We start from the raw sequence: 13152 nt of genomic DNA on the forward strand, positions 1-13152 counted from the left end.
AATTGCAGGAGCAAGATCATGAGTGAAGCGCTCGATCACAGCACAGTCGACCATGCTATGCAGCCGGATGACACGCCCGAGCTGCGCGAGCTATATCGCGGGTTCGAAAAGCAGAGCCTGTTACCCCTGTGGACCCAGCTTGGCGACCTCATGCCGGTTCATCCCAAGTCCAGAGCGGTGCCGCACGTCTGGAAATGGTCAAAACTGCTCCCACTGGCTGAACGTTCGGGCGAACTGGTACCCGTTGGGCGGGGAGGCGAACGCCGCGCGATCGGGCTGAGTAATCCGGGCCTTGCTCCCCATGCCTATATCAGCCCTACATTATGGGCAGCGATCCAGTATCTAGGCCCACGTGAAGTCGCACCTGAGCACCGTCACAGCCAGAACGCCTTCCGCTTCGTTGTCGAAGGAGAAGGGGTCTGGACCGTGGTCAATGGCGATCCAGTACGAATGAGCAGAGGCGACTTGCTGTTAACGCCCGGCGGCAACTTTCACGGCCACCAGAACGTCACCGATAAGTCTATGGCCTGGATCGATGGGCTCGACATCCCGTTCAGCCAGCAGATGGACGTTGGCTTTTTCGAATTTGGTTCAGACAAACTTACGTGCCTCGAAACACCAGAATTCAGCCGGGGCGAGCGTCTCTGGTGTCATCCTGGACTGCGCCCGCTTTCGCAGCTCAAGGACAGTGTCAGCTCGCCTATCGGTGCCTACCGGTGGGCGCATACCGACGCAGCCTTGACGCAGCAACTCGCGCTCGAGGCGGAGGGGTATGCGGCCACGGTTGCCCCAGGCCATGCCGCAATTCGTTACATCAATCCAACTACGGGCGGAGACGTTATGCCCACAATCCGCCTTGAATTTCACCGTTTGCGCGAGGGCACCGAGACAAAAATGAGACGTGACGTCGGTTCGACCGTCTTCCAAGTCTTCGAAGGCAACGGCGCGGTTGTTATGGATGGCGAAACGCACAGTGTGGAAAAAGGGGACATGTTTGTCGTCCCGTCGTGGATCCCCTGGTCGTTGCGGGCCGAGACAGGCTTCGATCTGTTCCGCTTTTCGGATGCTCCCATCATGGAAAAGCTGGGCTTTATGCGAAGTTGGGTCGACGCGTGAGCTTGGCATTTTCGCTCGAGCAACGACACGGTATCGAACGGTTGCGCGTTTGATCCACAAGACCATCGATCCGACTTCTCACCCGAGCAGCTGTGCCGCTCTCGGGGCAAAGCGGGCAAGGCTCGATGTCGCCGGAACGTGAGCAGTATTGAGAGGCGGCAGCAATCCTCAAGCGGAATGCTTCGAGCATCATTGCCGTTCTTCAAAGTAGGTCCGAATGACCAGTCTGCGCCTGATCCTGATATGCCAAAGTGCAAGAAGGCATCCTGATCCTACTGGACTCTTGGTGCCATGGTGCTACCATACACCAGTGTTTGGAAAGGTTGGTTGGCGGAAAGGACGCGCTGTTGAGGTGGCGACCCAAACCAGCGCTTCGGTGATCGACAGCTGCGTGGTCATAGTTCGCCTTTTCACAATGTTGTTCCATTCCATGGATTCGCAGTCGAGGACGGTTTTCGTTGTCCCTGCAAGTCCTCCCAACTTATTGGATTGGTGATTTAATATGGCTGAGAAAATCACAGATTTCGACAGCATTGCTGCGGATATCTTTTTGCAAAAGCGGGCTGGAAAACTCAGCCATTTCGCCGAGATGATCTGGAACTTCCACCGGGACCGGATCGATGCCACGTTCGAGGGTGGTTGGGACAATGCCGCATTTCCGTGGGACCGCAACATGCATGGGTGGTGGAAATACCCGCTGGCATTCGCGACATACTCGATCCCCTCGGTGATCATGGTTGAGGAAGCCCGGTACGCGGAAGCTTCAATCTGTCTGAGGAAATCAATACTACTGTTCAAAGATACGCCGATCTGGGACGAATGGGTCAAGTACGGCCATGGGCCAGATCCGATATGCTGCCGGAATATCATGTACAAGGCGCATCTGCACGTCATGTACGGCTTGTATCAGCTCATTACCGGATCGCAGGAATTTGAGAGGGAATACATTCAGCTAACAGCTATAATGAAAAATGAGTTGAATGAAAATAGAGAAAATGAGGGATTTGAAGGTATAGTTTGCGAAGATGATCAATATTTTCCTGTATGTAATTCCCAGATAGTCATCGGCATGTCGATACATGACTTAATTTTTGGAACAAATTACTACAATGAATATGGAAAAAGAGTTGCTGATTTCATTGCAGACAGGATCAGTGATCCAGTGACCAAGATGATACTGTACAAGTATCATCCCTCCCATGACCAGGCTGAAGCCTATCTGTCCGGCGCTTGCAACACCTGGGGACTGACCCAATTGCATTATACCAATCCGGCAGACATGCAGACCGGCTATGAGAACTTCAAGCGTCTGCTCGTTGCGCAGCAACCGGATGGCGCGCTCTACCTCAAGGAATGTGTCCATGCCTCCGATCCCGCCATGGGGCTGGAGGAGAGTTTCGGGCTTCTATATGCGCTCGGCTTGGCGAGGGAGTATCAGGACCCTGACCTTTGGGCTGGTTTTATGAAGTACCTGGGTAAGACGTCTGGTATTGCGTATGTCGACGGAAGGGTCCGCCTCGTCGAAGTGACAAATGGGGAAGAGCATCACGCCAACAGCTACATCCTATGGGGCGCCCTTCACGAATCGTGGAACGCGGTCTTTCAGCATGATTGGAGCGCGCTGAGGGCCCGGCATCGGGCGGTGTTGTCATGATCGGTGCAGAGGCTTCGCGCCAAGACATCTGGGCGATGGTTGAAGACGGGCGGTTCACAGATCAAGTTGAGGCGCATTACAGGACGCTTCTGTTCGACCTGGACCTGGCTTGCTACAATAATTGCCACGTCTGTCACGTTCCTGGTTCGGGGGTCGCTTTTTACAAGGCCATGGGCTTCATGGCCCTGACTTTGCCATCTGTAGCCTATATTGACCCGTTCAGAACCAGAGAGGTTGAGTATAATCTTAACCTGACCGCAAAAAATATCTGTAATCCAAATCTTTCCAACCCATTGAATATGTACGATTCTGAAAATGTCCGCGTCGTCCTGAGCGCCCTGTCGTATGAATTCTACCGATTGGTCAGCGGAAGGGGGCAATTCGATGAAAAATCTCGCGCATTCATCGAAGCAATACAAGGAAAGATCATTAACAATTACCAATCTGCGCAAAATATTTTCGCGCTTGAAACTGTGACCGGTAGGTTCGAAATGTTTCCAAATCTACTGACGATGCTTGCATTTGAAATTCATGATAAGATTCATGGGACAACTTATTCTTACGATAATGACAAAATTTTGGACGGTATAGGCGTTCTGTTACGCGATGATCAATCAGGACTGTTCTTCGAATCACTGCAAACTGGCAGTTTTGGTTTCGATAAGCAGGAATTGAATAGAGAGTCATTTTGGATCTCTAGAAATATTCGACCAAGATCCAATGCATTGGCACTTAACCTGATGCATTATTTCAGGCCGCAGGAAGCGGAAGCGCTTTGGGAGCAGTTCAAGTTTGCATTTTCTGACGAATTGATGCGGATCAATTTAGGGGCGTTGAAAGGGAAGTCTGGACAGTCTTTCGTAACACCTCTTGGTTTTCAACTAGAGGATATTTTTGCAGCTCTTTGGTTGGCTAAAGAGATGCAAGATGTCAAATTTTTCAATTTACTGAATAATCGCACTTATGAAGTTTTAGAGCCGAAGCGTATAGAGGCTAAGATATTTTATGATCAGCTGGGGGAGGGCGGACCATTGGTTTCATACTTTAACCTTCTGGCCCAGTGCCATGTCGGCTGGAAGCAGCTTGTTGAAAAAGATTGGGCGCAGAGCTACCACAAAGACTATAATGTGGTCCGCTGATACCAGAATGCGATGAGCCTGACTCATCGCATTCTGCTTAAGCCCGTGCGGCGCTTGAGCATTTCCAGCGTGTGATGCGTCACCATCCCAGCACGCTGGTATGAGACGATGCTTGATGTGAAGGCTTCGCAGCAGATGCAGACCAGACGCCAGATTCGTAGGTCCTGACTCCAGCATCCCAAGATCGGACAACGAAGGGATTGAGTATCGGACGCCTTGCCGCGTTCTGCCAATCCCTTCGAAGGCGATCACCTGGTGCATTGCACAAGGGGTTGAACAGTTGCGCTACGATTCCAGCGCTTCGAGGCTTACCGTGAATTCGGGACCAGAATTTCTGGCACGCAGGCGCTGATTGCGGCCAGGTAGCGGTAATTCCAGGCCGTCGCCTGCGAGGCGGCATTCGGTAATCGTACGCAACTGGTCAATGCGGGCATGAAGCGTGGGACCTGCATCGAAGATGTCGACATAGCCGTCGTAAACAAATCCTTCGGCTTCAAGCATTGCCTTTGCCGGAACTGCGTCTACGTGAGGACGCCCGATCGCAGACTGCGCATCGAGTGGCAAGAGCGCAGTATATATGGGAAATTTAGGCATGAGATCGGCAATGAACTGATTGCCTTGGGTCGCATTGTATAGGTCGGCAGCATGAAATTCACTGTCAAAGAATTTTCGGCCAACGGCCTCCCAGAATGGTGAGATGGCTCCATCTAGCCAGCCGCGCATTTCAGCAACTATAGTGCTTCCAAATCTCTCCCTGTGTTGAGAAATAAAGAGGTAGCGGCTGCGCGAGAGAAGTTGTCCCAGCCCCGCGGATCGGGCTTGTGGCGCCAAAAATAGCCCGCCCACTTCCGAAGCGCCATCGAAATCATTGACCAGTGTTAGAATATGAGTCGAGAAATGTCGGCCAGTGCCATTGGAAACATGGGATATTCGGCTCAGCTTGTAGCTGTAGAATGGCCATCGGACCCCGATCTTCGAGTAAATGCTCGAGGTTCTAACAATTCGGCCCGTCTCAGTGTCTTCAAGGACGAACAGATAGAATTCATCCTGCGGTGAATCGATAATGACGCCGCAGGATTGCTCGCTCCACGCTACTCGTTCCGCCAGTACACCCCGGTCATGAGGAAAGTTGGTGAGGCCGCCCGCGGTCAATGCCGCCAGTTCCAGCAATGCATCCACGTCATTCTTGCATGCCATGCGCACTTGGTGCGTCATATCAGAGTTCCCCAATTCCAAAGCCGAGCATTTTCAGCAGTGCTCCGCGTGCAGCACGGCATTCTGCCCAGAGTTCGGCGTCCGCCAGGTCGGACTCGGCAATTCTCTCCGGCCAATGTTCTTCTATGGCTCTCTCGAGCCTGTCACAGATCCTTTCGTCAACGAGGAACCTCTTGTCGACGGCAGCCAGCGTGCCCTCGCTCATGGCAACCCGTAGGCGCAAACAAGCAGGGCCTCCTCCATTACGCATGGATTCGCGAACCTCGACGATTTCCAATCGTGTGATGACGCCTTGGCCCACCACGCTATCGTTCAACCATTTCCACACAGCAGAGTTCTCTCGGCATTCGCCCGGTACGACCAGGGCCATTCCGCCGCAAGGCAGTGTGACCAGTTGCGAGTTGAACAGATAGGAACCCACCGCATCTGCAAGTGATACTCGATCCGAAGGCGCCTCGATAATCTGGACCGAAGGTACTCGCATGCGGATGGTTTCGAGGACTTGGTCGCGATCCTCGAAGGCCTGTTGGTGTGTCAACAAGACATTCTCGTTCGCGACCGCCACCACGTCATTGTGGAAGGCACCGGCTTCTATCGCCGCAGCACTTTGTTGGACGTGGAGTTGCCCCTCGGCGCTCAGGCCATGGCGCCGAGCCACGGCTTCCCCCGCGATCCGATTCTGCCGGGCGGGGTACCTGCCGCTTGAAACACCGTAAACGAAGATCTCGAGGCCGTGTTCGCCATGACTGGCTGTTAGCCGCATTGCATTGGCGGCTCCTTCGTCTGTTAGTCTTGCGGGAAGCGGGTCATGTACGGCGAACAGACGCTTATCGGGAAATGCCAGCCGAAGTTGTCGCACAGTCTGTTGTGCCTCGATGCTGCGATGGAGCATCGACGAAAGGTTTGCGACTGTCAGGTGGCAACGCCCGTCGCGCGTGTCGGGGGCGGGCGAGACGGTCGCTGCATTTGCGGTCCACATCGGGGATGCGGAGAACACACTCGTCAGCAATGCCGGATCGCTTGCCCAGGCGGCGGAGTAGACGTCATCGTCGCTGCCTGCGAAACCAAGATCTCGTAGCCACGGAGCGAAAGGGCGGTCATGCGGCAGCAGCAGGCCTTGTGTTAGGCCAAGCCCGAGCATTCGCCGCATCTTGCCAATCCCTTGGATGGCCGCTTTTCGAGGGCTTGAGACCACGCCGGCATTCCGCGCAGAAGCGACATTTCCGAACGAGAGGCCCGCATAATTGTGGCTCGGGCCGACCAGACCGTCAAAATTGACTTCACGCACCATTGGAATGATCCCTTCGGGCTGATCGCAGGCCGCGAATGTCGCTGGTTTGGTCGATCACCGCTTCTGCTTCGAAGCTGGCGACCGGATAGGCGCAATAATCAGCCGCGTAAAAGGCGCTTGGCCGGTGATTGCCCGAGGCACCCAGCCCGCCGAACGGCATCGTCGCGGCGGCGCCGGTCGTGGGCCTGTTCCAGTTGCACACACCGACGCGTGCGCGAAGCGCATAGCGATCCCACAAGGATTGATCTGAAGAGATCAGCCCCCCCGCCAGTCCGAAGGCGGTATTGTTGGCGACGCGGATAGCGGTGTCGAAGTCAGGCACTCGCATGACCTGGAGAAGTGGGCCGAAGATTTCCCGGTCAGGGACTTCCATGTCCGTTACGTCGACGATTGCGGGAGGCAAAAATGCACCCGAACGATCCGGCGGGGATAGCAAGGGCAAAACCACGCGCGCCCCGGATGCCACCAGCGCATCATAGGCGGCGCGCACACGATCGGCAGCGTGAGCGGATACCAGCGGTCCCATTGCTGGCTCCGGAGCTTCGTCCCAGCTGCCGATCGACAAACGCTGCGCGTAGTCGACGACAGCTGCAAGCGTTGCGTCACCGACGCTACCCTTCGGGATAATGAGGCGACGCGCACACGAGCAGCGTTGCCCGGCCGAGATGAAAGCGGAGCTCACGACGATTGAGGCTGCCGCGTCCGGCATCCCGTCCCAAGCGATCAGGGGATTGTTGCCGCCGAGCTCGAGCGCAAGAATGACTTCTGGACGATCAACGAACTGGCGCCGAAGGTGTGCGCCGGTAGCGGCCGAACCAGTAAAGAGTAGGCCATCGATCCGGGATTCGGCGAGGGCGATGCCGGTGTCGCGCCCGCCCTGCACAATGTTGAAAACACCATCCGGCAGGCCAGCCTCTTGCAACAGACCATCAATGATTTCGCCAACGAGGGGCGCTTCCTCCGACGGCTTGAAGACAATTGTGTTTCCCGCAAGGAGCGCCGGAACGAAGTGCCCGTTGGGAAGATGGCCAGGAAAGTTGTATGGGCCGTAGACGGCCATTACACCATACGGCCTGTGGCGCAGCACCGACCGGCCGAATGCGGCCTCCCGCTCGGACTCGTCAGCGCGCTCGCTAAGGGACTGGATCGAAATCGCGACCTTGTTGGCCATGGATGCGACTTCTTGGCGGCCTTCCCACAAAGGCTTTCCGGTCTCACGGCCGATTGCCGCAGCAAGCCGTTCTGCGTGATCCGATATCATCTGCCGGTATCGCTCGACGAGCCGAATTCGCTCGAAAAGTGGCGTAGCGGACCAGCCATCGAAGGATCGCCTCGCACGTTCGACGGCCAGAGCGACTTCCTTCGGGCCCGCCGACCTTCCTTCCCAAACTGTTTCTCCCGTCGCCGGGCACACTGATCGGAAATTAGTCATACTGCGACCTGCAATGCGTCAACAGCAAGTAGTTCGCTTGCCTTCTCACAGGTCTGCTCGAACCGAATGAGGACCTCGCGCACTTCCTGTGCTGAAATGGTGAGAGCCGGCAAGAGGCGCACGACATTGTCTCCGCCACCCGTGATCAAGAGTCTCTGTTGGCGCGCAAGATTGATGAACTCCCGATTGACGACTGCTAGCTGCACACCAATCAGGAGGCCGAGCCCACGGATCTCGCGCACTATGTGCGGATAGCGAGCGGTTATGGATTCAAGGCCGGCACGGAATTCTTTAGCGCGCTGGTTCACGGTATCGAGAGTTTCCGCGTTGCTTATCTCATCGAAGGCCGCGATCGCGACGGCCATCGCAAGCGGATTACCGCCAAATGTCGAACCATGTGATCCAATAGTCATACCGATCGCGGCCTGCGCAGTTGCGAGGCAGGCAGAGACTGGAAAGCCTGCGCCAAGGGCCTTGGCAATAGCCATGATGTCTGGCTCGCAGTCCTTGATCCACTGATGAGCAAAAAGACGACCGGTGCGCCCCATTCCACACTGCACTTCGTCAAAGATAAGCAGTACGCCATTGCGCGAGCAGACTCGGCGAAGGTGTCGCAACTTCTCGGGATCGAGCGCTCGCGCGCCTCCTTCGCCCTGCACGGGTTCGACGATCACGGCCGCTGTGCTGGGCGATGCTACCAGTTTCTCCCAGGCAGCGACTTCGTCGAAGGCAGCATGACAAAAGCCCTGCATTGGCGGGCCGAAGCCGTCGAGATAGGCCGCATTGCCGGCAGCGTTCAACGCGGCGAAAGTGCGGCCGTGAAACGAACCTTGGAAGCCGACGATGTCGACGCGTTCATGATTGCCCTTGACCGAAAAATGGCGGCGCGCAGTCTTGATCGCGCATTCGATCGCCTCGGTACCAGTGTTGGCGAAAAAGGCCGTATCTGCAAATGTGGCGGCGATCAGGCGCTCTGCCAGCTGGGATTGTCCGGGAATTTGCAAGCCGTTGCCAACATGCCAAAGGCGTTCCGACTGGCGTTGCAATGCATCCACAAGTGCAGGATGGCAATGACCCAAGGCGTTGACGGCGACCCCCCCGATGCAGTCGAGCCATTCTGAACCATTCTCATCGAACAACCAGCTTCCGAAACCCCTTACGGGTGCAATAGGCGCGGGTGCATAGACCGGCATCACCGAAGAGATCATATTCGCAGCCCCTTACCGAGTTGAGGTAATGAGAATATGCCAACATTCGCTGGATAATAGCGAAAAAGAGGCTGGCATTAATTACCAAAGGGAATGTTTGGACCGTCTCTCGGAGGTGGTTCGCTTGCTGACGTTGCGTTACTGACGAGGCTCGGCAAGCAAACAAGTGATCAGCGGCGTTACCCTGCCTGGTCACACGACGAGATGGTGCAGTCCTCCAGTCAGTCGGCTGACAGTCCATCATTTTCCTGCTCGGAGATCAGTTGTGCACGCAAGGCGGGTGCATCGATCTCGGCGGATGCAAGCTTGCAGAGTATCAGTGCCGAAAGCCGGGCCTGCTCTGCGAAACTTTCAGGCCAGGCGAACTCCTGTTCACTATGAATGTCGCCACCCCGAACGCCTAGTGTGTCGATTCCCGGGAGCCCCTGCGCAAGCAGATTGTTGCCTTCGCAGACGCCACCTGATGGCTTCCAGCCGATTGACAGGTCAAGTAGTGCGCCCAACTCGCGAACCTGGCTAAACAGGACCTCCTGGGCGTTGAAGAATGGCTTTGCCGGACGATGCACCCCGCCATGGACTTGAACGGAAATGCCGCCTCCTTCCATTGCGCCGGTCACAATGCGCACCTGCTCGTCGATCCAGATCGCACCCGCCTTGTCAGGGACTCGCACGTCCAGTCGCAGCACGGCACGGTCCGGGACCGCATTCAGCGCACCACCCCCATCGATGCGACCTACATTGATGGTGACGCCGTCCCGGACTCCGTTGAGATCTGCGAGCTTCGTAGCAATACGCGCAGCTGCGACCAGCGCGTTTCGACCGCTGGCAAAATCACGACCGGCGTGCGCGGCCAGCCCAAAGACTGCGATGTGGTAGTTCCCCGACCCCTTTCTTGCCGAAGCAAGGGAGCCATCTGCAAGTGTAGGTTCGTAGGTAAGCCCTATGTGGCAGTTCCGACCAAGTTCGGCTAGCCAGGCGGCTGAGCCCATCGAGCCCGTCTCTTCGTCAGGGGACAGAAGCATCTGGAAGCCCAGCTGCGAAGCTAGCGGGTGGCGCTCGAATGCGGCGAGCGCACCCAGCATGACACTGATGCCGCCTTTCATGTCGGCGATTCCGGGGCCGTTGATGCGACCATCGGCAAGCGGTCGAACTGCCTGAAACGGACTGTCAGCGGGAAAGACCGTGTCGTAATGTCCGGTCAACGCGACCTGAACGGGTGCTTCGGGGCGCAATCGGAGTAGGAGGGATTGCCCTGCCGGTGTAGCGCAAACCTCGCCTCGCGTGTTTATCTGCAGTGCTTCGTCAAGCGAAATGGCTTCAAGATCACCATCAAAGGCACTTAGGACTTCGAATAGGCAATCAGCCATTGTGGCCAGCCCCAGCAGGTTGGAACTCCCGCTGTTTATCTCCGACCACTCGATCGCACGAACAACCAAGTTCGGCCCTGTCTTCGCGACAGCATCCAGGACTGCTTGATCGGCATCGCTGATCTGGAACCGTCGAGTGCAGGATGGCCATTGCTCCACAATCAATCTCCAACTTGCCTTTGCCGTTATGGGGCGGCTTTGTTGCAACATGGCGCCCGCAATGCTTTTCCTCCCTTATGCGGCCCCCACATGATTGGTCAGGTAACGCCGCTCAGTGAGTCGCACTTCAGTCCCAAGCATGGATGTCAAATCAAGGGCTATGGCTCCGCGATTGAACCTTTGATTGAGATCGGCAATCAGGAGCCAGAACACAAGCGACTTCGTTTCGTTGATATATGGGGTTTGTGAATGGAATCGACTCGCAAGCATCTTCCACCTCTCCCCATGCTACTGGGGTTCGTTGTTGCAGCGAGGCACGGCACGATTTCTCAAGCGGCAAGGGAAACTGGCCTCACACAGGGCGCGGTAAGCCGGCAGATTGCCTCGCTCGAGGGCTGGGTCGGTTGTGAGTTGTTCGACAGGGTTGGACGCAATGTTGTGCTGAATGCTGCGGGAACGACCTATCTGGGCGAAATCGAACCTGCCCTCCGGCGTATCGCACGGGCAACGGGCAAGTTGATGAGCACGCCTGGGGGGCGGATCGTCGAAATTGCAACCTTGCCCAGTTTTGGCATGCGTTGGCTCGCGCCGCGCTGGAGTCGGCTATCTGCTCTCCACCCTGACCTCACGGTAAACATCTCCGCGCGATCTGAAGAATTCGACTTTGCTGTCGAGCCTTTCGATCTGGCTGTCCATGTCGGCCAAGCAGACTGGCCGAATGCCCAACATGACCTCCTTTTCAGCGAACGTGTCGTACCTGTGGTGGCTCCAGCGCTCGTCCGTGATCGCGCAATCCGCTCGCCGAGTGACCTCCGAAACATCCCTCTGCTCGTCCAGTCGCGACGTAAGGATGCTTGGAAGCGCTGGTTCGAAATTGTTTCCGTCCCTTACGAGGAGCCTCCCAGCACCACCAGTGTGGCCCACTTTTTGATGTTAGCCCAGGCTGTTGCTGCGGGAGCCGGCGCGGCCTTGTTGCCAACTTTTTTGATCGAGGCCGAGCTTCAATCTGGCAGTCTGGTTGTTCCTTTCGACATCCCGTTGGACGAGGACCGCAGCTACTACTTGGTCTACCCCAAGGAAAATCTGGAGAAGCAGGCCGTCAGACAGGTCCGGGATTTCATTTGCGGAGAGGCCAGCGGTCATCAGGCCTAGTGTCGGTCCGCCGCTCCTGAAGCCTATACCCATTATGTGTGGTTTCCCATCGCATGCTACGCCTGCTGGGTACGCGAGCGAACTCGCCGACCGATCATAGCGGTTGTCGCCAAGCCCATCGCGCATGCCAATGCGACGATTCCGAAGAGCATCCGGTAGCCGCTCTCGCCTGGGAAACTGTCCAGGAGAAAACCTGCAACTGGGGGCACGAAGATGTCGGGCGTAAAGCCGACCAACGAAATCAGACCGGTTGCTGAGCCAGTGCTCGATTCGGGAATCCGGCACTCCTCGATCAGCGCGAAATAGACCCCTCGGATCGCGAAGACAGCCAGCGATGCGCATGCAAGGTTTGCGATCATGATGGGGGCATTTTTTGCGGTTCCCGGAGATATCGCAAAGATCATCATGCTTGCAACGAGGATGGCGAAGGCGAACACCACCGTCTGCCAAACTCCCCAACGGTCGGCTGCAAAGCCGGCCGCCATGGCTGCAACTGGCTTGAGCCAAATCTTCCCAACCGCAATGGCACCTGCCGCCGCAACCGACAGTTCCAGCATGCTCGAACTATAGGGCGTGAAATAATAGAGCGCCGTGTAGGCAGTGTAGCTGCTCAAGACGATCAGCGAGATCAGCCATAGGTCTGGATTTGGGAGCAATTCCCGCCATCCGCTGTAAGATGCTGCCTGCAATTTCGCGCCGCTCGGTGCTGCGCGGTCGAGCGTGAAAAACGCGATGATCCCAAGTGCGATGTTCAGAACGGCAAAGCCGATGATGACCGTGCCGAGCGCGCCGCTTGTGCTTCCCGCCCAAGCAAACACCGCGACTCCGGCCGCTCCAATAGCGCCTTCTGTAACGCCGCGGACACTTTCGAGCAGGCCAAAGGCGCGGCCCTGGCTCCCGGCGACCGCCCATTCGCGTGTTGCGCGGATCATTGTGCTCCAGCACACAACGGTCATGGCGCCCCAAAGCACGTAGAGGAGAAGGGTGAATGGATAGGACGGAAACGAAGCGAAAAACGCTCCACCTATGCCGGTTCCGATCAACCCGATCGGAAGCAGAGTGCGAGGCTTGAACCTGTCAGCAAGCCAGCCTCCCGGGACGTAGCCGATTAGTGATGCCAGGCCATATGCCGACGAAAGACTGCCGATCTGCACATTCGTTTGGCCGAGAGCGAGACGCAGGGGATCGTAATAGATTTCATGCAGGAACGGGAACAGAAACAGCGTGGTACCTGCGCTGCCCAATACCAGCATTGTGATTGACCTGCGCAAGCCTGCCCCCCGTATCTTGCATGTCAGTAAGCAGAGTGTTCAGAACGGGAGCGTTTCGCGATGTCCTCGTGTCCGAATGCACTTGGTGAAATCACTTTGGTAAGCCGACAGCAAGTTCTTCTGATTCTCAAAATACCCATTGCCGCAA

Annotated in this window: 10 protein-coding genes; 4 read left to right on the top strand and 6 right to left on the bottom strand. The window is 56.4% G+C overall.

Features of this window, described 5'->3' with window-relative positions; translation table 11 throughout:
• Positions 1-18 precede the first annotated feature (18 nt).
• The 3 genes from G9408_RS15850 to G9408_RS15860 all read left to right on the top strand — a co-directional run bounded on the left by G9408_RS15850 (position 19) and on the right by G9408_RS15860 (position 3909).
• Positions 19-1116: a cupin domain-containing protein gene (locus G9408_RS15850; protein ID WP_168454878.1), complete on the top strand. Its 1098-nt coding sequence runs from the start codon at positions 19-21 to the stop codon at positions 1114-1116.
• A gap of 502 nt (positions 1117-1618) precedes the next feature.
• The gene (locus G9408_RS15855; protein WP_168454879.1) at positions 1619-2770 is read left to right on the top strand and encodes a linalool dehydratase/isomerase domain-containing protein; all 1152 of its coding nucleotides are present in this window, start codon (positions 1619-1621) and stop codon (positions 2768-2770) included.
• Positions 2767-3909 carry a hypothetical protein gene (locus G9408_RS15860; protein WP_168454880.1) on the top strand — a complete coding sequence of 381 codons (1143 nt, stop codon included), beginning with the start codon at positions 2767-2769 and terminating at the stop codon, positions 3907-3909. Before G9408_RS15855 ends, G9408_RS15860 begins: the two co-directional genes overlap by 4 nt.
• Before the next feature lie 285 nt (positions 3910-4194).
• On the opposite strand, the gene G9408_RS15865 is transcribed toward G9408_RS15860, so the two are convergent.
• The 5 genes from G9408_RS15865 to G9408_RS15885 all read right to left on the bottom strand — a co-directional run bounded on the left by G9408_RS15865 (position 4195) and on the right by G9408_RS15885 (position 10632).
• Entirely contained in the window at positions 4195-5124 is a 930-nt protein-coding gene (locus tag G9408_RS15865; RefSeq protein WP_168454881.1) for an arginine N-succinyltransferase, read from the bottom strand.
• Position 5125: 1 nt separating this feature from the next.
• On the bottom strand, positions 5126-6415 hold the full coding sequence (locus tag G9408_RS15870) for an N-succinylarginine dihydrolase (RefSeq protein ID WP_168454882.1): 1290 nt from the start codon (positions 6413-6415) through the stop codon (positions 5126-5128).
• Positions 6405-7847: a succinylglutamate-semialdehyde dehydrogenase gene (gene astD, locus G9408_RS15875; RefSeq protein WP_168454883.1), complete on the bottom strand. Its 1443-nt coding sequence runs from the start codon at positions 7845-7847 to the stop codon at positions 6405-6407. The genes G9408_RS15870 and astD overlap by 11 nt, the downstream gene beginning before the upstream one ends.
• On the bottom strand, positions 7844-9055 hold the full coding sequence (locus tag G9408_RS15880; protein WP_210423404.1) for an aspartate aminotransferase family protein: 1212 nt from the start codon (positions 9053-9055) through the stop codon (positions 7844-7846). Before G9408_RS15880 ends, astD begins: the two co-directional genes overlap by 4 nt.
• 221 nt (positions 9056-9276) lie before the next feature.
• Complete coding sequence (locus G9408_RS15885; protein ID WP_168454884.1) at positions 9277-10632, bottom strand: hydrolase; 1356 nt, start codon at positions 10630-10632, stop codon at positions 9277-9279.
• A 198-nt stretch (positions 10633-10830) separates the two neighbouring features.
• Between G9408_RS15885 and G9408_RS15890 the strand changes: the two genes are divergently transcribed.
• Positions 10831-11733 (top strand): LysR substrate-binding domain-containing protein, encoded by a 903-nt coding sequence (locus tag G9408_RS15890; RefSeq protein WP_168454885.1) that lies wholly within the window; start codon positions 10831-10833, stop codon positions 11731-11733.
• A 56-nt stretch (positions 11734-11789) separates the two neighbouring features.
• Here G9408_RS15890 and G9408_RS15895 read toward each other — a convergent pair whose 3' ends face one another.
• The gene (locus G9408_RS15895; protein ID WP_168454886.1) at positions 11790-12986 is read right to left on the bottom strand and encodes an MFS transporter; all 1197 of its coding nucleotides are present in this window, start codon (positions 12984-12986) and stop codon (positions 11790-11792) included.
• Positions 12987-13152: the final 166 nt, after the last annotated feature.

Source organism: Sphingopyxis microcysteis (assembly GCF_012274265.1).
GTDB lineage: Bacteria > Pseudomonadota > Alphaproteobacteria > Sphingomonadales > Sphingomonadaceae > Sphingopyxis > Sphingopyxis microcysteis.

Bases quoted from the DNA above. Each gene is read 5' to 3' on its own strand.
- G9408_RS15885 (WP_168454884.1), bottom strand. From the start codon at position 10,632: ATGTTGCAACAAAGCCGCCCCATAACGGCAAAGGCAAGTTGGAGATTG.
- G9408_RS15890 (WP_168454885.1), top strand. From the start codon at position 10,831: ATGGAATCGACTCGCAAGCATCTTCCACCTCTCCCCATGCTACTGGGG.
- G9408_RS15865 (WP_168454881.1), bottom strand. From the start codon at position 5,124: ATGACGCACCAAGTGCGCATGGCATGCAAGAATGACGTGGATGCATTG.
- G9408_RS15895 (WP_168454886.1), bottom strand. From the start codon at position 12,986: ATGCTGGTATTGGGCAGCGCAGGTACCACGCTGTTTCTGTTCCCGTTC.
- G9408_RS15855 (WP_168454879.1), top strand. From the start codon at position 1,619: ATGGCTGAGAAAATCACAGATTTCGACAGCATTGCTGCGGATATCTTT.
- astD (WP_168454883.1), bottom strand. From the start codon at position 7,847: ATGACTAATTTCCGATCAGTGTGCCCGGCGACGGGAGAAACAGTTTGG.
- G9408_RS15880 (WP_210423404.1), bottom strand. From the start codon at position 9,055: ATGATCTCTTCGGTGATGCCGGTCTATGCACCCGCGCCTATTGCACCC.
- G9408_RS15870 (WP_168454882.1), bottom strand. From the start codon at position 6,415: ATGGTGCGTGAAGTCAATTTTGACGGTCTGGTCGGCCCGAGCCACAAT.
- G9408_RS15860 (WP_168454880.1), top strand. From the start codon at position 2,767: ATGATCGGTGCAGAGGCTTCGCGCCAAGACATCTGGGCGATGGTTGAA.
- G9408_RS15850 (WP_168454878.1), top strand. From the start codon at position 19: ATGAGTGAAGCGCTCGATCACAGCACAGTCGACCATGCTATGCAGCCG.